A 24,949-nucleotide genomic window follows, 5' to 3' on the forward strand; every position below is an offset into this window, starting at 1 on the left:
TGTTACCATAATTGACTAAAAAGAGGGAATTTATACGCCACAGACATACGCAATCAAGTCACCATCGGTGGAGTCATTGGATTTTTCCGCAAGTTGATCTTTTTTACCTTTTACCCGTCTTTCAATACCCCCACCTCACTTTTGAAATTATTTATTTTATATATATAAACGGCCTCCTACTGGGCCTTTTTCCTTTTTGGAGAAACGGGAATGGATGCCCATTTCGGTGTATTATGTTTAATTTTGGATGTTACCACTGTCATATCATCATCTATGATCCCTTTTGTTCGGATGACTTCTTCCAATATTAAATCGGATATTTCCTGAGGATCGTCTGTCTCCATTTCCTTGATTTTTCGTTTAAGCCAGAACTCGATATTTTCCACATGGGATGGACCATCGAACACTCCATCACTCATCATGATTAATATATCCCCTGCCTTCAGCTCTTCTGATACAACATCGACATCGAAATCCTGGATGATCCCCATAGGCAGGTTACTCGATTCTATTTTTATGATCTTATCACCCCTTTTAATGAAACTCGGTATCGAACAGATTTTTAAAAACTTAGCCCTTGCGTCCTGAAGATCAATCATTGCCAAATCAAGAGTTGAAAATATTTCATCGGTAGTGCGTAGAGATAATACGGAGTTTACGGATTTAATGGCTATTTTTTCTTCTATTCCCGATTGTAAAAATTTTTGAAGCAGCTTCAATGTCTCTGTACTTTCAAAATGGGCCCTTTCCCCATTTCCCATTCCATCGCTAATGGCAATTGCAAATTTACCGCAACCAATCTCCATGGTCGTAAAACTATCTCCTGATACAAGCCCTCCCCCCTTGGCAGCATGAGCCACACCCGTTTCGACCGTGAATTTTTTTGCTGACCTAAATATCACCTCACATTGCCCGTTTGGATATGTTGCACACTCTTCTGAATGGACGACTATCGTTTCCCCTAAAATGTCCGAAAGCATAGGTGCTATCAGCTTTTCACATTCCCCTCTTCCCTGGCAGTATGGAACACTCATCTCTATATCAACATTTCCTTGTTCTAGACTGTATATTTCAACATGGCCTATATGCAGGCCAAAATCCTGTATGGCCTCCATAATGGACTCCTCATGTAAATGATGATTCTTCCTTTCCCTCTGAATTTCTTTGGCGAAATCATCCATCACTGCAGAAACGCCGCGCAATTGATCCGCCACTAGTTTCCGGCTTTCTTTCACCTGCCTTTTTAACTTTTGGTTTGCCTCAAAATAAGTGAGCTCCTGTGATATTGCCCCAATGACCTGCGGTCCACGACTACAATATTTCCCCCACTCTTTGGAAGTCTTTTGAGGGAGTTGTCCATCATTTTCACTTAATTGAAGCATAATTTCCTGCATGCCATCATAGGTTGTATTAAAGTTTTTGGCCCAGCATTGTTCCTTTTTAAAACAGAGTTGGCATGTCTTTTCAGTTACCTTACTTAAAAAGTAATCGAACTCTTTCTCATCTTCCTCCAATTTCCCCCTTTCATCCACTTGGGCAAAGCTGTTTGAGAGCGCTTCAAATACATGTGAGAATTGTTCCACCCTTTGAGCGGTAACATCCCTCACTTTCCGGGCATACTGCTGCTGTTCATCGGAATTCTCAACAGTTCCCGGTATATGTTTCGCTATTTTGTTGATTATCGATGACGGTGTTAATATAAATAACGCCACAGCTACAAGTGATTCATAAAGGGTCACCATTATATTATTGGTACCCTCACCATATAAACCTATCAGTAACGTAGCAATTAAGAGGCCTGCAGCGACCCCTAACTTTTTTCCCTCCTTCAACAACCCCCCGAGCAATCCGGAAAAGGCGAGAAGGCTCATTTGATAAAGACTTGCTATACTCGCCAGGCTGAATATCAATCCAGTAACCACTCCTACAGTGGAGCCTATGGCGGCCCCTCCCGCCAGCCCGAAGAGGAGAACCAGGTATCGTGAGAATATATGGTCGAGTGATAGATCATATATCATCCAGCCAATTGTTCCTGTCATCACGGAAGCCAGTAAGATAATGATGCTTACGATTTCCTCCGTCTTTAATGATTGGGACTTTGTACGTATCGAGAGAAGCGGGATCGACTGTATGAAGATTAAGGTTAATATCATGGCCAGTCCTGCCTCTACTCCAATCATCATAAGGTCGTACAGCTGAATCGTTCGGAATACCAGATATTGCTCGGCCAAGTTAACCAGGAATAGTGAGGCAAAGACGTACATCGACATCGTCTTGAATTGTCCTTCTACGGCGGGCTTCTTGATCTTATGAAACAACAGAAGCAGGAACGCCGATGAAAAGATGACCAAGCTATTGGAATAATGTACGGTTAGGCCGCCTGCAATCAATCCGAATAGTGCTAGTGGAGCCCTGTCACGTCTCATGAGAAAAACAGCTGCGAAAAACGGAAGTCCAAATGGTGCCAACTGTGAAAGAATTAACGCTCGTCCTAATAAGAAACCGATAATGGCTAAAGAGATACCTTTCTTTATAAATATATCTTCCGTTTTCATTTGTAGTTGTTGGATCCAATTGATTGCTTCTGCCTTCGCTTCTTTTAATTGAACATCCCCAAGAGGTTCCATCATTGGTCTTTCTACTTTTTCCATTTCAACACCCCATTCATATTAGTGATTTTTATTATAAAGAGGGCATGTCTATTTTTTTGTCAGAATTTTAAAAGCGGAAAAGAAAAACGTTCGACGAAATTCTTCTTGAACAATCATTTGTATACAGGTTTTTGGACCGTTTTTGTATATATAGAAACGGGTGTTCTTTTTTTTTTGAGGAAAAGCAAAGTTTTTAGGTTATTTTTGCGGAAAATAACACGAATACATATTCAAAAAATGGAAAACGACAAACTTTATTTTTTTTGTTGACATTTTTTCCTCACGAATGTAAGATATAACTTGTGCTTCAGTAGCACTTATCATTATGGCGGCGTAGCTCAGCTGGCTAGAGCGTACGGTTCATACCCGTGAGGTCGGGGGTTCGATCCCCTCTGCCGCTATCTTTTACTATTTATCATGGCCCGTTGGTCAAGCGGTTAAGACACCGCCCTTTCACGGCGGTAACACGGGTTCGAATCCCGTACGGGTCATCCAAAACCAAAGAAGCGCCTCTGTACACTTGTACAGAGGCGCTTCTTCTTGTCGTTGAAGGTTAATGACTATGGGTATATCTTATAGAATTAAAAGTAGACAAGCCAGCAAGCTTGCCTATATCTATACTATGAAAATTTCACAGGAAAAGTTGCTATTCTATTATTTTCAGCAGCAGGTTTATCCGCGTCTTCCTCCTCGACCTCCCCGTTTCGTTTCGGTGCTACGTTTAAGGGTCGTTAAGCGGTCTTCGCTATCTTTTAAGAATTTAGCCATTTTTTGCTCAAAGTTTTCCTTTGGTTGAAAACTATTTCCTTTTGAGCGGAAGTCTTTGGAACGGTTGTCATTCCCTCTTCCTTGGCGCGGACGTGGTGTGTATGCAGGTTTTTGCTCACTTTCTGGACGGTCTATCGCTTTTTTTATGGACAAGCCAATCTTTCCATCTTTTTCTACATTGATGACTTTCACCTCAACTGTATCGCCCACTTTTAAATGATCATTGATATCTTTCACATAATTATCAGCCACTTCACTGATGTGGACAAGACCGGTTGAACCTTGAGGGAGCTCTACAAATGCACCAAAATTAGTTATGCCTGTTACTTTACCTTGTAACTTGCTGCCTACTTCGATTGACATAAAAAAAATGTTCCTCCTTAGAAATGTTAAAAAATCTCTTCACACTATATTATAACGAAAGTAAAAAAACAGTGTCAATATTAGTCACTATCTTCCTTCCCTTTTGGAAGGTTAAAAATAATTTCACCTTTGTCCGATAAAAAATAATCCCGTCTGGCTATTTTTGCAATATATTCATCATCATTAAGTTTTACGATTTCTTCTTTAAGAAGGGTCTCGTCCTTTTCCAATTTTGCTAACTTCACATGCAGATCTTCCTTCTGTTTAACTTTCTCATCCAGTGCAGCATTTTGCGTTATGAGGGTGGTAACAGCCAAAATCAAAAAGAGAGCGGCGAAAACTGAATAAAGAGTTAATCTGCGCATTAAACCACGCTTCTTTTTTTTTACGGTTTGTACTTTTTTCTCTTCTTGAGCGACGTAGGGATTTTCTATTTTGGCCACTTTCCTTTTACGAAGGCTACTCATGTTTTATCGCTCCTCATTTCTTTTTAGTTCTCCATCTATTTAGCATTCTACTTATAGAATTCTTTATTTTCAATAAAATCCCTTTTCCTTTATTATAAAACTTCCCGACGTTTTTTGTAACAAAAACCGGCAATAAATTCCATATATAGGTCAAGATCCATTTTAATGGCTTCCAGAAAATATTTAAAATAAAGAGAAGTATTTTCCCCGCCCATTTTAATAATGTCAAAACGAACTTACATATCCCGATGATGATGGCTATGGCGGATACTATCACCCATTTTATCGGCAGAAATACCAGCATGTGAACTGAAGCAGTTATAAACCTAGTCAACTTTATCACCAGTATAATCAAAAACTCCAACAAACGTTGATAGAATCCTTTGAGAAGTGCTTGATAAGCTGAAAAACCGCATAATAAGGCCAAAAATAAATAGAGGCGGAACTCTCCCTCATTCACTAAAAACAAAACATAAAAAATAAGGAGACCTTGAATGATCCAGAAGAGGAAATCGTGGATGAATACAATCCACCTTTTCCTTTCTGAACGTTTCAGAAACCGGCTATACGTATCTAGGGCAGCTCCAAAAGCACTGCCCATGCCTATCATCGCAAGCAACGTATAAAATTGGATCGTTAAGTTCATTTGAACAATTTGCCAAAGAAACCTTTAGCTTTCTCCCCTGATTGCTCATCTAAATAAACAAGGTCGAAAATCTTCCCCTTAATCGAAACGATCCCTTTATCAACGTCTAAGTTCTTCATTTGTAAGTTTTGACCCCGGATTGATAAGAATCCCATTGACGTTTCAAGTAGAAACTCTTCATTATCAAAGCTTTCCACTTGTTTGACACCGGTAATATCCAATAAACGGCGGCCTTTCATCGTTACATCATGTTCTTGGGGCGTTCCCTTTGTGTAACCAGCATTCGGATCAATATATTGGCTCATTTTTTCATCCCTCACAGTAACACTGATTTTGTACAAGTGTATGTCCATATGAAGGGAATTAGAACCAAGCCTGTCCTTACTCCTCTGCCAGCTTTTCTTCCTTTACGATTGTATACATATCTGCAGCCGCTTCTTTTTTAGTCGTTTCCTGAATTTTATCGACTCGCACAGTAACAAGCTTTTGGCCGAATCGTACAGTTAATTCATCGCCATCTTTAACATTTGAACTTGCTTTTGCCTGTTGTCCGTTAATCGTTATTCTCCCTTTATCCGCAACTTCCTTCGCAAGGGTGCGGCGCTTAATCAATCTTGAAACTTTTAGGAATTTATCTAATCTCATCGACATTCAATTCTCTCCCTTAATTAAAGTCCTTTAGCCTTTGCCTCATCCCAATATGAATCCAGTTCCTCTAATGTAAAATCCTCAAACTTCTTGTTTACCTTTTGAATGCAAGCTTCTATATATGTAAAACGCTGGTGAAATTTCTGGTTTGCTTTGTAGACGGCTTCTTCTGCTTGTATGTCATAATAACGTGAAATGTTAACAAGCGCAAAAAAGAGGTCGCCCAACTCGGATTTAATCCGGTCTATATTCCGTTTCGGGTTCATTATTTCATCTTCTAACTCCTGCACTTCTTCTATAACCTTCTTCCACGCTTCGGAAACTTCATCCCAATCAAATCCAACCTTCGCTGCCCTTTTCTGGTACTCTTCGGCACGAAGTAAGTTTGGCAGCGATTTCTCAATACCATCCAGGATGGAATTCAGAACCTTTGTTTCGCTCCCTTTCTCTTTCTCTTTGATTTTCTGCCAGTTCACTAATACCTCTTCCTCACCATTCACTTCAACATTTCCAAATACATGAGGGTGGCGTCGAATCATTTTTGAAGTGATGCCTTCTATCACATCATCAATCGTGAACATTCCTTCATCTTCACCGATTTGTGAATGAAGCATCACTTGAAGAAGGACATCCCCGAGTTCACCAACCATGCCCTCATCGTCCTTCTCATCGATGGAATCAATAAGCTCGTATGCTTCTTCTATTAGGTATTTCTTCAAGCTTTCATGAGTTTGTTTTTTATCCCAAGGGCATCCGTCAGGCCCTCTAAGGTCTGCGATGATCTGCCGCAGTTTAGAAAACTCCCGATACTGTAACGCTTCTTCTCTCACAGGCGGGACATACACACTCGTCAAGTTACTTAACTCCATCTGACGGTCGAGCTCGAACAGTGCGCATTTTGTCACTTTTTCCTGACTGCTGCCTGCTGCTGTAACGATATATACCTCATAGTCATCCGGAAGCTTTTCCATTAGCGTCAATTTCACATTGGACGCGCTGAATGCATCATACACTTGTCCAATTATCATATGCTGGGTAATGTGCAAGTCATCTGGTGAAAGATTTGTTCCATCCAAAAGCTGAAACCCTTCAATCGGATCGATTCGAACAGCTTGAAACAATGGGTCAAGGAAACTTTGCCCACCTTCTAGCTTAATCGCCATTCCAAGAGCCGGACCCTTTTCGAGCAAAAGTTGAACCGTCTTTTCCGCAACCATCGGATGCCCTGGAACGGCATATAGAACGGAACGACTTAAAGCCTCTTGTAATAATGTTTCAGCAATTTCTTCATAAACCGCTTCGAATTGATCATGCTTTTCATATATCTCGTCAAAAGCCGTGAAATTGATTCCTTCTCTTTTCAAATCTTCGATTACCGGATGATCCATCGTTCTGACGAAGCATTGCCGGGTTTGTGTTAACTTTTTATAAATCCCTAGAGGAAGCTGATCTAAATCCCCTGCACCAAGGCCTATTATCGTTATTTCATTCATGATTTCATTTACTCCTATTCGTTATTATAAATCGTTTAAACTTAGATCCTGCAGGAATAAGTGAAAGTTCTTCTTCACCGAATAAACCTGCCCGAATGGCGGTCATCACAAATACAGCTGCACCTATCGTTACACCAATCAGTGCTTGGATCGTAGCCATCAACCGGCTCTCACCTGAAAACATCACTTGGAATAAGGCATTGAACAGAAGAACCACCGTACACATGTAGACCGTACTCTTCAAGATAATGAACACGTATTTCTTTTCCATCAATGTTTTTTTAATATGTACTTTCAATACCATATAAAATAATACAGTCATGATCATAAAGGCAAGTACTGTTGCCGTGGCTGCTCCCGCAATTTTGTAATGGGGCACTAGAACAAGGTTCAAAGCCCACTTGCAAACAACCCCAACAATCGTAATGATCACCGGTACAATTGAATAACCTAAACTCTGAATAACCGCTGCTTTTGCCATGATGAGGGATGTGAATAAAATCGATAAGGAGAAGATGGCTAAAGTAATTGTCCCTTTCGCATCTGTGAACAACATATGATTGACCGGCTCCATCATGACCACCAGTCCAATCGAAGCAGCGAGTCCAATCGTCGCACTTACACGCAGCGTCAACTTAATCTTATTGAGTAATTCTTGTTCATTTTTCTTTTGCACGAATCCAGATATGACTGGTACAAGCGCCAATGCAAAAGAATTAGCCACAACTGTCCCTAGCTGAAGCAAAGGCTGTCCACGGTCATATACCCCTTTCCATTCTTTGGCTTCCATTACCCCCATCCCCGTTTTCCTTAATAGAGAATATAGGTGCAGTGAATCCACAAACTGGAACAAGATAATGATCAGGCCCGTTATGCAAAACGCCAACCCTTGAATAACCAAGGCTTTAGAAATCTTGATGAAATTTACCGGCATCATTTCCATTCGTAAAAAAAGCTTCCATTCTTCTTTTAAAATTACGAAAGCAAGAAGCAGAACCAGGCCAGTTATACCACCTGTAATCGACCCGAAGACCGCTCCCTTGCCGACCACGTAAGGAGAATAGCCCTGATACACGAATATTGTGGAAAGCACCAATATCGTCAATACCCGGATACATTGTTCAGCGACCTGCGAACTTGCCGTAGGAAACATGTCGTTTATACCTTGGAAATAGCCTCTTAATACAGATGAAATCGGCATTAATAAATAGGAAAAGGCAATGATTCTGAGCAGACTGGCTAGATTCGGATCTTTCATCAAGCCGGCAATCCAATCAGCACCAATAAACAGTACAGCAAACATTACGATTCCTATCGTACTTAAGACGACAAATGATGTCACTAAAATGTCCTTGACCGCAAAATTATTTTTAGCAGAATCCCGTTCTGCAATCAGTTTGGATATGACAACCGGGAAGCCCAGTGTTGATAACGTTAAAGCAACACCGTAGAAGGGATATACCTGCTGATAGATATAAAACCCGATGTCACCTGCGATGTTCTGATAAGGTATGCGATAGGCCGCACTCAAAACTTTTACGATGATCGCTGCAGCGCTTAGGATCAGCGCACCTCGAAAAAGTTCATTTGAAGTTTTATAAGGCTTTACAGCCATTCTTTTTCCCCTTTTCACTCTTATGTGGTAGTTATTATAGCATAATCCTAGTGGTCTTTTTTCTTTTGTAACCATACTGTTAATTAACTTCCATATTAACATCACAGAATAGGTTCCCCGACTTGTGCTCTCTTCTATTTGGTTTAACTTTAATGAAAAAGCAAAAAGGACAGCGATTGCTGACCTTTTTACATTAAAAATATAATGGCATGTCCAAGGTTACTGTTCCATTTGTCTAGCTAGGAAACTTGCTGCTGTTTCAACCGATTTCTGCTCCACTTCACCAACAGTGCCTTCTTTAGAGAAAATCAGGACGGCACCAATCGGGTCGCCACTCGCGATGATCGGAGCTGCTGTATACGATTGGACCTCTTCATCATTTGAATCAACGAAGGAAATTTGTCCGTTTGGAGATTCCAAGACAGGATTTCTTTCTTCCATGATCTTTTCCACTAGTTCACTAACGCTTTTATTTAAGTATTCTTTTTTGGAGCCGCCTGCCACTGCAATGTAAGTATCCCGATCACAAATCATAACTGGATTTCCAAGGCTATCATAAAGTGCTTCTGCATATTCTCTTGCAAAATCGCCTAATTCACTAATAGGTGAGTATTTCTTTAAAATGACTTCACCATCTCTGTCGACAAAGATTTCCAATGGATCCCCTTCACGAATGCGAAGGGTCCTGCGAATTTCTTTCGGGATGACGACTCTTCCTAAATCATCAATTCGGCGAACGATACCAGTTGCTTTCATCTAATGTTGCCTCACTTTCATCTAATTGATTTGAAAATCCTCTTTTTGTAGCAAAATCATCACCAGCTATTGTACATAGTATTTTTCTAATGGTAAGTTCTATGCACTTTGAAAAAATTTTTCTTTTTGTTGCATTTTATTACCATGGTATCTTAAAAAGAATATCTTCAAGAGGACAATCATTCATTTCAATTTTTTGTTGCTTGAGTCTCCTTTTTTACATGCTGTAAACCCTTAGCCATCTCAAAAAGAATATCGAGCCATTTGCTTTGCTCTACCCCTTTTATGTGCAGGACTAGCTTCATTCGATTCCCGTCCATGCCGAATCCTACCATACGGCCGTACTTCGAACCCAGCCCAAACACCTTTTGACCATCCACATCGCTGCTTACATTTTCCCTAAGGAGAATGCTGATTTCCTGCTTCAATTGTTTAATGCTTTCAATTCCCGCTTTTTCAGCATATACCTTCATTTCAGCAATCAGGAATAAATAGGAGACTTCTTCTGGATACTCCCCGAACCGGTCGAGCATTTCATCTTGTAATTCTTCCACTTCTTCAAGAGAAGTGATGCCTCTGAACCTTTTATACATTTCTATTTTCTGATGTCCGTCCATTATGTAGGCATCAGGGATATAAGCATCCACTTCAACATCAATTTCAAGGGTGTTTTTTTCTTCAACTGGTTGGTCATTACGTTTTGCATCCACTGCTTCTTGCAACATTTGTGAGTACAAATCGAAACCAACTGAATCAATGAAGCCATGTTGTTGGGCCCCCAGAATATTTCCAGCTCCCCTGATGGATAAATCACGCATGGCAATTTTGAACCCAGAGCCCAATTCTGTGAATTCCTTAATAGATTGGAGACGTTTTTCTGCCACTTCCGTCAACACTTTATCTTTCCTATAAGTGAAGAAAGCATATGCTACCCGATTGGATCGCCCTACACGGCCACGTAGCTGATAGAGCTGCGAAAGACCCATTCTATCCGCTTCATTCACTATAAGCGTATTGACATTCGGGATATCAACACCTGTCTCGATAATGGTTGTACTTACCAAAACATCATACTCGCCTTCTAAAAAGCCGAACATAACGGCTTCTAGTTCTTGCTCAGACATTTGCCCATGAGCATACGTAACACGGGCATCAGGTACTAACATGGAAATTTCTTCTGCTTTTCTTGCTATATCCTCTACCCGATTGTATAGAAAATAAACCTGACCATCCCTGGCCAATTCCCGTTCAATCGCTTCCGTTACCAACGAGCCATTATACTCCATGACATAAGTTTGAATCGGGAAACGGTTCTCAGGCGGTGTTTCGATGACGGACAGATCCCTCACGCCCAGCATGGACATATGAAGGGTCCTCGGAATCGGCGTAGCAGTCAAAGTCAGTACATCCACATTGGTTTTTAACCGTTTGATCTTCTCCTTATGTGTAACGCCAAAGCGCTGTTCTTCATCAATGATCAGCAAACCTAAATCACGGTACACTAGATCTTTGGATAAAATCCTGTGCGTGCCAACGACAATATCCACCGTGCCAGCCTTCAGTCCTTTAATCGTTTCCGTTTGCTGTTTTTTTGACCGGAAACGGCTCATAAGGCCAATCGAAATGGGATAATCCTGAAAACGTTCTCTAAGTGTTTCAAAATGCTGCTGAGCGAGGATTGTGGTCGGAACAAGAAATGCAACTTGCTTGCCGTCCATAATGGCTTTAAAAGCGGCACGGATGGCTACCTCTGTCTTCCCATAGCCAACATCACCGCATAATAAACGATCCATTGGTCGTTCCCGTTCCATATCCTTTTTGATTTCAACTATAGAACGTATTTGATCTTCTGTTTCGTTATAAGCGAAAGATGTTTCAAATTCTCTCTGCATATCACCATCAGGCGAAAAAGCATAGCCCTTTGCTGCTTCCCTTTCGGCGTATAACTTGATTAAATCATCAGCTATGTTTTCAACTGAGGATTGTACTTTACTTTTTACACGTTTCCATTCCGTTCCGCCAAGCTTATAAAGCTTAGGTTCTTTCCCTTCAGAACCGACATATTTTTGAACAAGATCAATTTGATCAACAGGAACATACAATTTGTCATCCGCTTGATAACGAATATGTAGATAATCTTTATGGACCCCATTTATCGTAAGGGTTTCAATTCCTAAATATTTCCCTATACCATGGTTAACATGAACGACGTAGTCACCGATTTTTAGTTCTGAATAACTCTTGATCCGCTCAGCATTCGATAGTTTCTGTCTTCGCATTGATTTCTTGGACTTCTTATTGAACAATTCCGTTTCCGTGATGATACTGAATTTCTGCATAGGTAATTCAAAGCCGCTATTAAGGCTGCCTCGTAAAATCTGTACTTTACCTGGAAGAATGCTATTTGCATCAAAAAGTTCTGCCGCCTCTATATCATAATCGGCTAAAACTGAATGCAGCTTTTTCACCCGTTCCTCATCCTGTCCAAGAATGACGACAGTAAAATTCCCTTTTTTCCAACGTTCCAATTCTGCTTTGAACACATTCATCTGTCCATGGAAATTTTGCATCTGTTTACTGGCAAAATTCAGGATATTCTGAGGATTGGTATGCGGTACGTGCCGTAAAAACAATGAAAGGTAGACAAACGGGCTGTTAGATTTCATTATTAATTCCTGCATGGGATGTGCCAATTTTATATCATGGATAATCTGTCCCTGACTTAAAAGGTCCGTGTACCAGCCAGCCTCTTCCTTTTCCAGAGAATCATTAATCTCCTGAATTCTACTGATTTCATCCAAGAACACCAAGCCATTTACAGGTAAATAATCTATTAAACTAGCTGGATTCTCATAAGCTAAGCTTAAGTATTTAAAGATCTGGTCGGGTTTATTCCCCATTTTCAGCTGTTCAAGTTCATAGCTGACCGTTTGAACAAGTTGTTCCTTTGTTTTCTCATCTTTAAGTTTCTTCAAGCTTTTACTTAAACCGCTTTCAAGCCTTGATATGATTCTTTCGATGTGCTCTGTTTCTAGCAAAGCCTCACTAACAGGACCAATCATCACTTTCTTGAGTTTCTCGATGGACCGCTGATCCTCACTCGAAAAAGTCCTTATTGAATCTATTTCCGTATCGAATAATTCAATTCTTATTGGATTAGGTTCCGTAATGGGATAAATATCGATTATACCGCCCCGGATGCTGAATTCCCCTGGGGAAGCAACCATTTCAGACCGGTTATAGCCCATGGCAATAAATTTATTAAGCGTTGATTCGAGCTCGATGTCTTCCCCTAAATTAAACGTAAGCTGATGCCTCTTCCAAATATCCTTCGAAGGAAGTACACGACGCACCCCTGGAATTGGCGCAATGACAATCCCTTTCTTCCCCTCCGCCCAAAAGTTCAATGCCTCTACGCGTTGGGCTCTTAATTCCGGACTGGCTACACTTAAATCAGCCGCAATCAATTCATTGGCGGGATATATATATAATTCTTCCTCAGGAATAAAACTGGATAAGTCCTCATGGAATTTTTGAGCCTGCAATAAATTATGGGTTACTAATAAAATCGGCCTATTTGTTTTTTCATATACGGAAGCCAGCAATAGTGATCTAGAGGAACCTGTCAAACCAGAGACCATTTGTTCCTTAAGTCCTTCATCAATGCCGGCTATTAACGAATGAACATCCTCTTGTTTGGAGAACAAGTTTTGTAATCCATTCATTTTCTTTCCCCCCTCTCTTTAACGTGCGCAATCCTAAAATCATTGTATTTGAACTTGGCCAATTCAACCAAGCGTTCTTTTTATTAACGGCAATTTTTCATTTTATGTGTTTCTGTAAACAAGACAAACGGAAAAATGCTTTGGATTTTGTCCAAAGCCCTCTTCCGCTAATGAATAATATAATCGTTTTCATATAATTCAGGGTTTTTTTGCAGCGATTCATGGCAATCTTCACATATCGCCCTTATATGCATATCTCCCTCAGAATCATAAACGATCATCTCTTGTCGCTCTTCATCAGTAAGTTGATTAAAACCTAACTGCTCCGTACTCAGTGAGTGTGCCTCGATTGAGCCCAGTTTAGTTCCGCAATGTCGGCATCGATAATGGAGAGCCATTTCGTAACCCCCTATTTTATAATAGTGTTAGTATGTACAAAAGTAGGGGGGAATTATTCAGCGAAACAGGAAGATATTATTCTTTACTTATATCTACTCTTAGCTTATTGGTTATATTCGTTCATGACCTGTATAAATGATTTTTCCAACCAGGCTTCACAAGAAGCTGCACTTTTTTCGATTGTCGCCCCTACATGATCATATTCTTCAGGCGAAAAACGTCCTAAAACGTAATCAGGTACTGGGATACGGCCAATCGGTCGGCCAATGCCTATTCTGATGCGGTTGAATTCTTGCGTACCCAAATGTGCAATTGTAGATTTTATCCCATTATGGCCGCCTGCGCTTCCTTTTTGACGAAGACGAAGTTTCCCTGGAGGCAAATCGAGGTCATCATATATAACAACTACATCCGCTATATCCACCTTAAAGAAATGCATGACAGCAGAAATGGATTCTCCTGATAAATTCATGTAGGTTAAGGGCTTAAGCAATAAAACTTTTTCTCCCTTTATCATTCCTACACCATATATTCCTTTATGTTTAGCTTGATCAAGTGGAATCGACCATTTTCTGGATAACTCATCTATTACTTCAAATCCGACGTTATGCCGGGTTTTTTCATATTGTTTACCTGGGTTCCCTAACCCTACAATAATTTTCATGATTCACACTCCGTCATTACGGTTATTTAGGGAGTTACGTTGGGACGAAGTTTTTCCAAGATCATTGACCTTAGAAAAATAGTACCCTAATTTCAAGCTGGCCTGCAAGCGACCGGAGAACTAATTAGAAAAAAATACTAATTAAAGAACTCCACTCCTAAAAATGGTCTGGTCTGTTTAATCAGAACATCCAGAGATTGAAAAGACGTAACTCATTAAGAGCTACGCCTATTATATCATGATTCACTTGTTTAATCCCGGCATCATGACTCTGGTGAAGCCTTGGTCTCCCTGCCCTCTTCATTTTCAGGGATACCACCATCTTGCTGTTCACCTGTACTTATTTCCTCTTCCTGACGAGGAGCCAAAACAGATGCAACTACTTCTTCGCCATCATTATCGATTGTAACTTGCTCATTCGATTTGATATCGGATATGTAGATTGTATCACCTACCTGAAGTTCGGTAACGTCAACATCGATCGACTCAGGAATATCATTAGGCTTAGCCGTGACCGTCACTTCATGAAGAGACTGCTGAAGAACCCCACCGTCTTTCACTCCTTTACTAACACCCACAAGATTGATACGAACCTGAGCCTGTAACTGAGCGGACATATCCACAATTAAAAAGTCAGCATGATAAATGAAGTTCTTTATCGGATCCTTTTGATAGTCAGAGAGCATGACTTTATAACTCTTACCTTCCAATTCCAAAGAAATGATACCATTACGGCCTATTTCCTTGATAGTCTTTTGAAGTTCAATATTATTGACCGAAATGGCGGTACTATCATTTTGATTGCCATATACTATCGCCGGGATTTCGCCGCTTTCTCTCAAATTCCTTAAATTAGAGTGTTTTAAATCCGTACGTTCTTTTGCAGCTAATAAATTACTCATACTATCCTCCGCCTTCCTAATTCTAAATTACAAGTTTCTCTATATTTAACATTTCCCTAAATAGTGGGGCATTAAACATGAAAGGTAAAATCAGGAGGCTTCACTAAGCGTAAACATATGGTAAACAAAGGAATCTCGCCACAAAAAAATTTTTCATTCTTTTTGTTTCTAAGCGTGAATCGCCTGTTTTTCCATTTGTCCCTCTTGCATGACTCTGTTAAGGATTTGGGCAGCTAATGATGAATATTGAAGATTATCCTTTTGCCGTGGTCTCGGCAGATTGATTTCCTTGTTCATGACGACTTTGCCTTCTTCAATTAGTATGACACGGTCAGCAAGCAGTACGGCTTCTTCAACATCATGTGTAACGAGTAAGGCAGTAAAATTCCTTTTCCTCCATAGTTCTTCTATAAGCCTTTGCATGCCAATCCTCGTCAATGCATCCAATGCCCCCAACGGCTCATCCAAGAGAAGAATATCAGGCTCGTTCACCAATGCCCTCGCTAAGGCTATCCTTTGTTTCTGTCCCCCCGACAAAACGGATGGCCAATCATTTGCTCGATCTGCAAGCCCCACTTGCTCCAGTAACTCCATAGCTTTTGGCTTCCAATCCCCTTTTAAGCCGACACCAATATTTTGAAGAATTTTTTTCCAAGGAAAAAGCCTGCCATCCTGAAACATCGTACGTGACGATTTATTCAGTCCATTTAATGACTTTCCATTCACCAGGATCTTCCCGCCCGTCGGCTTATCCAGACCTGCCACAAGACGTAGTAAGGTACTCTTTCCACACCCACTCTTACCAACGATCGCTATGAATTCCCCTTTTTTAAAAGCAAGGTCCATCCCCTTTAAAACCTCAAATTCCCCAAAATCTTTTTTTACACCCTGCAACTCCAATGAATTTCCACTTTTCATAATAAAGGCCTCCTCATTGGTATGATGGATGCCATTTTAAGCATCTTTTTTCAACTATTTTGGCAAAAACATCCGATACTTTTCCTAATAAGGCATATAAGAGAATGCTGAGTACAACGATATCCATCCTCATGAATTCCCGTGCATTCATAGCCATATATCCAATTCCAGAATTAGCGGATATTGTTTCGGCAACAATTAATGTGACCCACATGATTCCAAGGGAAAAGCGGACACCCACCAAAATGGATGGAAAGGCAGCAGGGAGAATCACATTCCAGAATAAAGAAAAACCATTTAACCCATAAACCCTCGCCGCTTCAATTAAACCTTTATCCACCGATTTCACGCCATGGAATGTATTTAAATAGATAGGGAATAGGACTCCTAAGGCGACAAGGAATATTTTCGCTTCTTCTTCTATGCCAAACCATAGGATCACAAGCGGTATTAAAGCTAAATGTGGTATATTACGCAACATTTGAAGTGAAGTATCGAATAATGTTTCGGCAATGGATGATAACCCATTTAACAACCCTAGTACAAAACCAATAATTCCGCCGATGAAAAAGCCGATGAAGGCCCGCTGGGCACTGATGCCAATGTAATCTATAAGTTCGCCTGTTTTCAATAAAGCGACGCCAGCATGAAAGACTTCAGTCGGGGCGGGTAATATCCGTTCCGACAGAATCCCCCACAAAGACAGCAGCTGCCAAATTACCAAGAGCAGAATGGGTACGATCCAAGATATGAGGGAAAACCTATTGAACTTTTTGTTTAACTTTGCCTGCATCTTCTTTTTCACTTCCTTTTGTAGGGTAGTGGTCATTTGCCAGTATTTCCCCGAATGGACTCGTCGCTTTCGAAACGGGAACTTGCAGTTGTTCGACAGGGAGCAAAGGGAATAATAATTCCGCCACACGGTACGCTTCTTCCAGGTGAGGGTACCCGGATAAAACAAAAGATTCTATTCCGATTTCTTCATATTCCTTCATTCTAGCGGCAACATTTTCTGCACTTCCGACTAGTGCTGTACCGGCACCACCGCGCACAAGACCTACACCTGCCCATAGGTTTGGACTGATTTCGAGTGAATCCCTGTTTCCATTATGAAGTTGCGACATCCTCTTTTGTCCCACTGAATCAAATCGACCAAAAATCTTTTGTGAATTTTCAATCATTTCATCATCCACATATTTAATAAGTTCCTCTGTTGCCTGCCAAGCTTCTTCTTCCGTTTCTCTTACAATGACATGCATGCGAATGCCAAATCTGACTTCACGTCCATACTCTGCTGCTTTTTTACGTACCTTTTCAATTTTTTCAGCCACTTGCACTGGCGGCTCACCCCAAGTCAAGTAGACATCAATATGTTTTCCCGATATATCGATGGCTGGATCAGATGAACCTCCGAAATAGAGCGGTGGGTACGGTTTTTGTACAGGTGGCAACAGAATATTTCCACCTTCAACCTTTAAGTGATCCCCTTCAAAGTCCACACTCTCGCCAGACATTTCCTTTCTCCAGATATCGAGAAATTCATTTGTTTGCTCATAGCGTTCCTTATGATTTAGAAAGACGCCATCACCTGCCAATTCGACAGGATCCCCCCCAGTTACAACATTGATCAAAAGGCGGCCATTCGACAACCGGTCGAAGCTTGCAGCCATACGCGCAGCTAAGGTTGGTGACATTAAACCTGGACGAATTGCAACCAAAAATTTCATTCTTTCCGTTGCAGAAATCAATGAAGAACCCACTACCCAAGCATCTTCACAGGAACGACCTGTTGGAAGCAAAGCCCCTTCAAAACCTAAATGATCGACTGCCTGTGCTATTTGTTTTAAATAAGGAAGTGTAATCGCCCTCCCTCCCTTTGTCGATCCTAAATAGCGACTTTCCCCATGTGATGGCAAAAACCAAAATACTTTCATATTATTTTCCCCCTTAATTTTTTTTAACATCTGTAGATGCATCTAGAACATTAATCTTGCTTGGAATTAATTTAAGATTAAAAAATGTATCGGCAATCTTTTGTTGATCATCCAAAACCGTACTGGAAATCTCCTCAAGACCATATTCTTTTCTTTTTAATGTTTTTTCTAATGCCTCCACACTCATACCAATTTCCGGAGATAAAAACTCAGCGACATCCGTTGGGTTCTCTTCAATCCATTTATCAACTTTTATCAGTTCTTCTTTAATGATCTTTAAAGCCTCTTCGTTCTCGGCAAATGAATCAGTTGCCAAAAAGAATTCACGATTCGCCACTAGTCCTTCTCCATCCTGAATCGTTTTCGTATTAAGTTCCAATTCCGCCGCCGATAAAAATGGATCCCATATTACCCAGGCATCGATTTGGTTTCCTTCAAAAGCAGCCCTCGCATCAGCAGGTGGCAAGTAGACGGGCTGAATGTCATCAAGAGTAAGACCTGCTTCCTCTAACGCTTTGACCAATAAGTAATGAACATTTGAACCTTTATTCAAGCCAACCTTCTTACCTTTTAAATCTTTCACATTTTTAATGGGTGAATCCTTTTGCACGACTATAGCCTCTCCCGAAGGGTTTGCCGGCTGATTAGCAATATAGACAAGTGGTGCATTGGCTGCTTGTGCAAATATCGGTGGCGCCTCCCCTGTGTGCCCAAAATCAATGCTGCCGACATTCAAGGCTTCAAGTAGTTGAGGGCCTGCAGGGAATTCAGTCCAATCGACCGTATACCCCACTTCCTTTAAATGGCTTTCCAGCTCCCCCTTTGATTTTAAAATATTTAATGTCCCAAATTTTTGATAACCGATTCGGATCGCCTTATCGGATTCCTTTGCGTCAACACTCTTGGAACTGTTTTTTTCCTGCCCACATGCACTTAATATCAGCATGAAGATGCTAAGAATAGACAACAGCACTACATTTCGTTTTTTCATATTTGCACACCCTTCTTAAATTTATATAAAAATAAAAAGCTCCTTTTCTTCACCAAAAGGACAATAGGGCAAAAAGATGCCTAGTGTTCAGTGGTAAGTGAAAGGAGCCTTCGGTAGACCGATCGGCGTTCATCATGTATGAATTCCAAGAGTTTTCTTCATTCCATAAAGATGAAATTTATTTGTACCATCATTTTATTATTAGTATTCACACCTGTCAACTAAGAATTAAGTGTTTTCTAAATATTGCGTCTTTCAACCAAAAACATGACGAGCCCAAAGGCCCGCCATGTTAAGGTTACGTCTATTAATTTTTATCAATCGAATAATGTGCTGACTGATTGTTCCTCATGGACACGAATAATTGCCTCTGCAATCAAAGGTGCTACAGAAAGTCCACTGATTTTATCGATTTTCTTGTCTTCCGATAGGGCGATCGTGTTAGTCACGACCAATTCCTTTATCGTTGAATTTTGAATCCTTTCGATGGCAGGACCTGAAAGGACTGGGTGTGTACAACAAGCATACACTGCTTTAGCACCATTCTCTACAAGTGCATTTGCCGCAAGTGTAATAGTACCTGCCGTATCAATGATGTCGTCGATCAGGATCGCTGTTTTGCCTTCAATATTACCGATGATGTTCATGACTTCAGCCACATTCGGTCTTGGGCGGCGTTTATCGATAATGGCAATCGGTGCTTTTAAGCGATCTGCCATTTTACGGGCACGCGTTACACCACCATGATCAGGAGAAACGATGACAATATCACTTAAATCTTTTTCTTTGAAGTAATCCGCTAAAATTGGAACAGCAACAAGGTGATCGATCAAAATATCGAAGAAACCTTGAATTTGTGGCGCGTGAAGATCTAATGTGATGACACGGTGGGCACCAGCAGTTTCTAAAAGGTTTGCAACAAGTTTAGCTGTAATTGGTTCACGGGCACGCGCTTTACGGTCTTGGCGGGCATAACCGTAATATGGCATAACAATATTAATCGTTTTAGCTGAAGCACGTTTAAGAGCATCGATCATAATTAAAAGTTCCATTAAATTTTCATTGACTGGTTGGCTTGTTGATTGGATCACGTAAACGTCACAACCACGAATACTTTCTTCAATGTTAATCTGAACTTCACCATCACTGAAACTTGTTACGCTACATTTACCAAGTTCAACACCGATTGCAGCCGCAATCTCTTGAGCTAAACCAAAGTTTGAATTTAAAGAGAATACTTTTAAATTAGGATCTAAATACTGATTTGACATGATGACCTCCGTCGGTTATTTATTAAATTTCAATTTATTCACATAATCTTCTTTGTTAACTTGACGAGCCCGAGCAACGGATAGAGCTTCCTGAGGTACATCTTGTGTGATGGTTGACCCTGCAGCTACATATGCCCCTTCTCCAATCGTCACAGGTGCAACAAGGTTAGAATTGCAGCCTATGAAGACATTGTCTTCAATCTTCGTCAAATGTTTATTTTTCCCGTCGTAATTCACGGTAATAGATCCGCAGCCTATATTAACATTCTCTCCAACCTCTGCATCACCAATATAACTCAAATGAGAGGCTTTGCTTCCTTTGCCAAAAACGGTCTTTTTAATTTCTACAAAATTACCGATTTTTACGGAATCCCGGATATCAGAATGAGGTCTAACATGAGCAAAAGGACCGATTTTTACGGAACTTCCAATACTGCTTTCATGAACAACCGATTGGAGGATTTCCGTTCCATCACCAATTTCACAATTACTGATTTCAGAATTCGGACCAATCAAGCAATCCTGCCCGATAATACTTTTCCCTTTTATGCATGCCCCAGGGTTAATGACCGTATCCTGTCCTATTTGCACATCTGCTTCAATGTACGTAGTAAGCGGGTCGATGATCGTTACACCATTCCTCATATGTGATTCATTGATGCGTTTCCGTAAAATCTGCTCAGCCTGTGATAAAGCCACTCGATCATTTACGCCTAACGTTTCCTCGAAATCACTCGATTGGAAGGCCGTCACTATTTCGCCTTCTTGTTTTAAAATTTCAATAACATCCGGTAGGTAATATTCTCCTTGGACATTTTCATTTGAAACTTTTTTCAGCGCGCTAAATAAAGCTTGGTTATCGAAGCAATATGTACCGGTATTTATTTCCTTAACATATCTTTCTTCATCAGAGGCATCCTTATGCTCGACGATTTTTTTTACAAGGCCGCCTTCACTGCGAAGAATTCTCCCATAGCCAGTCGGGTCATCTGCATATGCCGTTAAGATTGTTGCTTTCGCCTGACTTTGCTCATGCAATGCTATAAGCTCTTCCATCGTTTCAGCTTTAATCAAAGGCGTATCTCCGCAAATGACAAGGGTCGTTCCACTTTTTTCGGATAAAACGCTTTCCGCTTGCATGACAGCATGTGCCGTACCCAATTGCTGATCTTGTAAGGCATACTTGCATGAATCACCAAGTTGTTCTTGAACTTTTTCAGCCCCATGGCCGATGACTGTTACAATATCTTCTATTTGAAGTTGATTGACTTGATCGATAACATGTTGTACCATTGGTTTTCCGCAAACAGGGTGCAAAACCTTATAAAGCTTAGATTTCATCCTAGTACCTTGCCCAGCGGCCAATACTATTGCATAGCGATTACTCATAACAGGCCTCCATATTTACCTTTTTATCCACTAAAAATATTATCTCAAATAGTGATTCTTTTCAAGGTAACAATTAAAAGTACATATTATTGTCAACAGCTAAGGCAAAAAAAATTTCCATTTTTAACAGCCTTACTAACATTATTAATGGGACTCTTAGGAATATACGAACCACTCAAATAATAATTATACGCCTGTTGAATTGTTTTTCGAGCATGAACATAATGACAGAAACCCTCCTTCTCCCCCTTACAACAACGCGCACCCCATTATCCCAAAACACTGCTTGTATTGCTTTATGACCTGTGTGGACACCATTAAGAAGCACCGCATCCATCGTAATCCCTCATTCCGAAATCGCGTTGGCTTTTCCATTTTATTTCGATGACTAGCTGATAAGAGACCTTCACTAATAAGGATTACGCAATCCCACACTTACAAAGATTGTAAAATCAAGACGTTTAAAAGGGTTTGAAAAATAAAAAGATTGGGTATTTAAACTTTTGAAGATGCATCGCAGATATTACATTTTACTCCAAATAAGGCGTAACTTGTCTGAAAAAGTGATATGTTCTAAACCGATCCTTTCCGAATAAAATAAAAAAGAGCACTACTTATGAAGTAGGCTCTAGGTGCACGAATTATAAATTTAAAGGTTGAAAGTATAGTCAATTAAGAAGCTCCAGCTCCAGCTTCCTCTAGTTCAGTTTCAAGTTCTCCCAATCGGTGATATTCTGTTAAGACAGCTTCTTGAATTTTCCCGCGTGTAGATGAATTGATTGGATGAGCGATATCCCGGAATTCTCCATCTGGAGTTCGTTTACTTGGCATTGCTACAAATAAACCATTGTTTCCGTCGATCACACGAATATCATGAACCACAAATTCATTATCCAGTGTAATTGATGCGATAGCTCTCATACGACCGTCCGTATTCACACGGCGTAATCTTACGTCAGTTACTTCCATTTAAGCTCACCATCCCTTTTTGTTGTTGTTAAAACTTAAAGTACATATTCAACAAAAAAACGTGAACTCCTTCTATTATCTGTAAGTTTTTTAGAAAATTCAGCCTAGTTTTCAAAAATAATAGAAAACACCCTTTTCTTACAGAAAAATTACCCATTATGAATTCCCCTGAAAGAACAAAAAAAACGCCCGTTTATTTAACGAGCGCAATCACTTCAATTTCCACAAGTACATCTTTAGGAAGTCGTGCTACCTCTACACAAGAGCGGGCAGGTTTGTGACTAGAAAAATATTCACCGTAAACTTCATTAATCGAACCGAAATCATCCATGCTTTTAATGAATACCGTAGCTTTAATGACCGATTCTAATGAGGCTCCCGCTTCTTTCAATACAGCTTGGAGATTCTGAAAGACCTGGTGTGTCTGTTCCTTAACATTGCCCGTTACCAATTCACCAGAAGCAGTAAGTGGGATTTGTCCTGAACTGAAAAATAACTTATCGACGATCACACCTTGTGAGTATGGGCCGATCGCTGCCGGTGCTTCATTCGTATGTATCGTTTTCATGAAATGATTCCCCCTATTCATTTTTCAAAAAGTAATTTCCTCGGCTGACATTGATTTTTTTGTCTCTTTCGACCACCTGAGTCAACTTGATTAATGAAACATAGTCCTCGACAAGACATTCTTCCGTATGTTCTGATTCGACCAGAACCGCAATTCCGGCAACTGTTGCCTTAAATTCATCCAATAAACTGACCATACCATTAATGGTACCCCCAGCTTTCATGAAATCATCTACAATTAATACATTCGAACCCTCAACCAAACTTCTCTTAGAGAGTACCATGGTCTGAATTCTCTTTGAAGATCCAGAAACATAATTGATGCTCACTGTGGAACCTTCCGTTACTTTATTATTCCTTCTTACAATGACAACTGGAACATTCAAATAATTTGCCACGGCGTATGCTAATGATATACCTTTAGTTGCCATTGTCATTATGACTGAGACATTTTTCTTGGCATACATAGAAGCGATTATCCTTCCAACCTTATTCACGGTTTGCGGATGCCCTAATATGTCTGTCATATATAGATAGCCGCCAGGGAGTAACCTTTCGGGACTGGCAATTGTTTTGCATAATCCGTCAATGAAGGCATTAGCTTCATCTTCCTTGATGGAAACAATATACTTCACTCCGCCCGCTGCACCTGGAACGGTCGTTAAAGATCCTATCCCACGTTGTTCAAAGGTATCTTTGATGATTGTCAAATCTTCACTGATCGATGACTTTGCCGAACTATACCTTTCAGCAAAATATGTCAGCGAAACAAGTTCCCCTGGATGTTCTAATAAATAATTGGTCATATCGACTAGCCTCTCGCTGCGACGAAATTTCATTGAGACACCCCCTTTGTGAATTCCGAATATTATAATGCAACTATACCACTAATGTACGTATCTATTCAAGGTTGTTTCGATCACCTAATAAGCGAACCGCATAGACTTGATCACAGAATCCCCGAAGTCCGTTATAAATTCTTTGCATGCGCGAATCATGTTCCACTAAACCAAAAACGGTCGGACCACTTCCGCTCATTAAGACCGAGTCTGCTCCAAATGTCTTCATTTGATCTTTAATATTCGCAACTTCCGGGTATAACTGCAATGTCACTTGCTCTAGAACATTGCCCAAACCCTGACATACATCCTCGTAACTGTTTTCGTTAATAGCCGAAATCATTCCAGGTACATCCGGATGCTCCATTTTTGATACTTGGAGCCTTTTGTATATATCGGCCGTAGAAACACCGATTGTCGGTTTTGCCAAGATGACCCAGCATTTTGGCGGTGCAGGAAGATGCGTGATTTTTTCCCCGCGCCCTCTGGCCAATGCCGTTCCTCCATAGACACAAAATGACACATCCGAGCCAATTTCGGCTCCTATTTCCGCAAGCTCATCCATGGAAAGACCAAGCTTCCACAGTCTATTTAAGCCTCTCAAGGTAGCTGCGGCATCACTGCTTCCACCAGCAAGTCCCGCCGCTACTGGTATATTTTTCTCTATAGTTATAGAAACACCTTTATTGATCCCAAAACGTTCCTTTAGAATAAAAGCGGCTTGATAAGCTAAATTACGATGATCATCCGGAACAAATCGATTATGGGATAGAATTTTAATTTGGTTTCCCTTTATTTCCTTTAGTTCAATTCTATCGGCAAGGTCGACTGTCGTCATGATCATTTCCACTTCATGATACCCATCAGGCCGTTTGAAAAGCACATCCAAAGCCAAATTAATTTTAGCCGGGGCTTTTTCCATAAGCTTCAATATGTCCACCTACTTTAACGTTCTTAAAAGTTCTTGTCCTATT

At 40.5% G+C, this 24,949-nt stretch carries 24 protein-coding genes and 2 tRNA genes; 2 read left to right on the forward strand and 24 right to left on the reverse strand.

Going from position 1 to position 24,949, the window contains the following annotated elements:
• Positions 1 to 176 precede the first annotated feature (176 nt).
• Positions 177 to 2,651: a stage II sporulation protein E gene (spoIIE, locus tag ACFWE9_RS09680; protein WP_377356587.1), complete on the reverse strand. Its 2,475-nt coding sequence runs from the start codon at positions 2,649 to 2,651 to the stop codon at positions 177 to 179.
• Positions 2,652 to 2,978: 327 nt separating this feature from the next.
• On the opposite strand from spoIIE, the gene ACFWE9_RS09685 reads away from it, so the two are divergent.
• Positions 2,979 to 3,052, forward strand: a tRNA-Met gene (locus tag ACFWE9_RS09685).
• A gap of 18 nt (positions 3,053 to 3,070) precedes the next feature.
• Positions 3,071 to 3,142, forward strand: a tRNA-Glu gene (locus ACFWE9_RS09690).
• Between the two features lie 181 nt (positions 3,143 to 3,323).
• On the opposite strand, the gene ACFWE9_RS09695 is transcribed toward ACFWE9_RS09690, so the two are convergent.
• The 23 genes from ACFWE9_RS09695 to ispE all read right to left on the reverse strand — a co-directional run bounded on the left by ACFWE9_RS09695 (position 3,324) and on the right by ispE (position 24,906).
• Positions 3,324 to 3,782: a S1 domain-containing RNA-binding protein gene (locus tag ACFWE9_RS09695; protein WP_230162049.1), complete on the reverse strand. Its 459-nt coding sequence runs from the start codon at positions 3,780 to 3,782 to the stop codon at positions 3,324 to 3,326.
• A gap of 80 nt (positions 3,783 to 3,862) precedes the next feature.
• Positions 3,863 to 4,249 (reverse strand): FtsB family cell division protein, encoded by a 387-nt coding sequence (locus ACFWE9_RS09700; protein ID WP_230162047.1) that lies wholly within the window; start codon positions 4,247 to 4,249, stop codon positions 3,863 to 3,865.
• Positions 4,250 to 4,262: 13 nt separating this feature from the next.
• Positions 4,263 to 4,895, reverse strand: a complete 633-nt coding sequence (gene yabQ, locus ACFWE9_RS09705; RefSeq protein WP_230162045.1) for a spore cortex biosynthesis protein YabQ — start codon at positions 4,893 to 4,895, stop codon at positions 4,263 to 4,265.
• Entirely contained in the window at positions 4,892 to 5,200 is a 309-nt protein-coding gene (gene yabP / locus ACFWE9_RS09710) for a sporulation protein YabP (RefSeq protein ID WP_230162043.1), read from the reverse strand. The genes yabQ and yabP overlap by 4 nt, the downstream gene beginning before the upstream one ends.
• Before the next feature lie 76 nt (positions 5,201 to 5,276).
• Positions 5,277 to 5,540 (reverse strand): RNA-binding S4 domain-containing protein, encoded by a 264-nt coding sequence (locus ACFWE9_RS09715; protein ID WP_034316386.1) that lies wholly within the window; start codon positions 5,538 to 5,540, stop codon positions 5,277 to 5,279.
• Positions 5,541 to 5,563: 23 nt separating this feature from the next.
• Positions 5,564 to 7,036 (reverse strand): bifunctional methyltransferase/pyrophosphohydrolase YabN, encoded by a 1,473-nt coding sequence (gene yabN / locus ACFWE9_RS09720; protein WP_230162041.1) that lies wholly within the window; start codon positions 7,034 to 7,036, stop codon positions 5,564 to 5,566.
• A gap of 4 nt (positions 7,037 to 7,040) precedes the next feature.
• On the reverse strand, positions 7,041 to 8,651 hold the full coding sequence (locus tag ACFWE9_RS09725) for a putative polysaccharide biosynthesis protein (RefSeq protein WP_230162039.1): 1,611 nt from the start codon (positions 8,649 to 8,651) through the stop codon (positions 7,041 to 7,043).
• Between the two features lie 219 nt (positions 8,652 to 8,870).
• Complete coding sequence (gene spoVT, locus ACFWE9_RS09730; RefSeq protein ID WP_230162037.1) at positions 8,871 to 9,407, reverse strand: stage V sporulation protein T; 537 nt, start codon at positions 9,405 to 9,407, stop codon at positions 8,871 to 8,873.
• Between the two features lie 188 nt (positions 9,408 to 9,595).
• A complete protein-coding gene (gene mfd, locus ACFWE9_RS09735) occupies positions 9,596 to 13,132 on the reverse strand; it encodes a transcription-repair coupling factor (RefSeq protein WP_230162035.1) in 3,537 nt (1,178 codons plus the stop codon).
• Positions 13,133 to 13,299: 167 nt separating this feature from the next.
• Entirely contained in the window at positions 13,300 to 13,530 is a 231-nt protein-coding gene (gene fin / locus ACFWE9_RS09740; protein WP_230162034.1) for an anti-sigma-F factor Fin, read from the reverse strand.
• Between the two features lie 104 nt (positions 13,531 to 13,634).
• Complete coding sequence (pth, locus tag ACFWE9_RS09745) at positions 13,635 to 14,195, reverse strand: aminoacyl-tRNA hydrolase (RefSeq protein ID WP_230162032.1); 561 nt, start codon at positions 14,193 to 14,195, stop codon at positions 13,635 to 13,637.
• Positions 14,196 to 14,458: 263 nt separating this feature from the next.
• Positions 14,459 to 15,097 (reverse strand): 50S ribosomal protein L25/general stress protein Ctc, encoded by a 639-nt coding sequence (locus ACFWE9_RS09750; RefSeq protein ID WP_230162030.1) that lies wholly within the window; start codon positions 15,095 to 15,097, stop codon positions 14,459 to 14,461.
• Positions 15,098 to 15,265: 168 nt separating this feature from the next.
• Positions 15,266 to 16,015, reverse strand: a complete 750-nt coding sequence (locus ACFWE9_RS09755) for an ATP-binding cassette domain-containing protein (protein WP_230162028.1) — start codon at positions 16,013 to 16,015, stop codon at positions 15,266 to 15,268.
• Between the two features lie 13 nt (positions 16,016 to 16,028).
• Positions 16,029 to 16,808, reverse strand: coding sequence for an aliphatic sulfonate ABC transporter permease SsuC (gene ssuC / locus ACFWE9_RS09760; RefSeq protein ID WP_230162026.1), 780 nt, complete (start codon positions 16,806 to 16,808; stop codon positions 16,029 to 16,031).
• Positions 16,777 to 17,949, reverse strand: a complete 1,173-nt coding sequence (gene ssuD / locus ACFWE9_RS09765; protein WP_377356594.1) for an FMNH2-dependent alkanesulfonate monooxygenase — start codon at positions 17,947 to 17,949, stop codon at positions 16,777 to 16,779. The genes ssuC and ssuD overlap by 32 nt, the downstream gene beginning before the upstream one ends.
• 13 nt (positions 17,950 to 17,962) lie before the next feature.
• The gene (locus ACFWE9_RS09770; protein WP_377356596.1) at positions 17,963 to 18,940 is read right to left on the reverse strand and encodes a sulfonate ABC transporter substrate-binding protein; all 978 of its coding nucleotides are present in this window, start codon (positions 18,938 to 18,940) and stop codon (positions 17,963 to 17,965) included.
• A gap of 317 nt (positions 18,941 to 19,257) precedes the next feature.
• Positions 19,258 to 20,211, reverse strand: a complete 954-nt coding sequence (locus ACFWE9_RS09775) for a ribose-phosphate diphosphokinase (RefSeq protein WP_230162020.1) — start codon at positions 20,209 to 20,211, stop codon at positions 19,258 to 19,260.
• A gap of 15 nt (positions 20,212 to 20,226) precedes the next feature.
• Positions 20,227 to 21,600 (reverse strand): bifunctional UDP-N-acetylglucosamine diphosphorylase/glucosamine-1-phosphate N-acetyltransferase GlmU, encoded by a 1,374-nt coding sequence (gene glmU / locus ACFWE9_RS09780; RefSeq protein WP_377356598.1) that lies wholly within the window; start codon positions 21,598 to 21,600, stop codon positions 20,227 to 20,229.
• A gap of 175 nt (positions 21,601 to 21,775) precedes the next feature.
• Positions 21,776 to 21,937 carry a hypothetical protein gene (locus tag ACFWE9_RS09785; protein WP_377356599.1) on the reverse strand — a complete coding sequence of 54 codons (162 nt, stop codon included), beginning with the start codon at positions 21,935 to 21,937 and terminating at the stop codon, positions 21,776 to 21,778.
• A gap of 335 nt (positions 21,938 to 22,272) precedes the next feature.
• Entirely contained in the window at positions 22,273 to 22,569 is a 297-nt protein-coding gene (gene spoVG / locus ACFWE9_RS09790) for a septation regulator SpoVG (RefSeq protein WP_034316332.1), read from the reverse strand.
• 193 nt (positions 22,570 to 22,762) lie between these two features.
• Positions 22,763 to 23,137 (reverse strand): RidA family protein, encoded by a 375-nt coding sequence (locus tag ACFWE9_RS09795; protein ID WP_230162016.1) that lies wholly within the window; start codon positions 23,135 to 23,137, stop codon positions 22,763 to 22,765.
• A gap of 13 nt (positions 23,138 to 23,150) precedes the next feature.
• Positions 23,151 to 23,975, reverse strand: coding sequence for a pur operon repressor (purR, locus tag ACFWE9_RS09800; protein ID WP_230162014.1), 825 nt, complete (start codon positions 23,973 to 23,975; stop codon positions 23,151 to 23,153).
• A gap of 61 nt (positions 23,976 to 24,036) precedes the next feature.
• Positions 24,037 to 24,906: a 4-(cytidine 5'-diphospho)-2-C-methyl-D-erythritol kinase gene (gene ispE, locus ACFWE9_RS09805; protein ID WP_230162012.1), complete on the reverse strand. Its 870-nt coding sequence runs from the start codon at positions 24,904 to 24,906 to the stop codon at positions 24,037 to 24,039.
• Between the last annotated feature and the right edge of the window lie 43 nt (positions 24,907 to 24,949).

The sequence above is a fragment of the Peribacillus sp. NPDC060253 genome, from assembly GCF_042727425.1.
GTDB lineage: Bacteria > Bacillota > Bacilli > Bacillales > DSM-1321 > Peribacillus.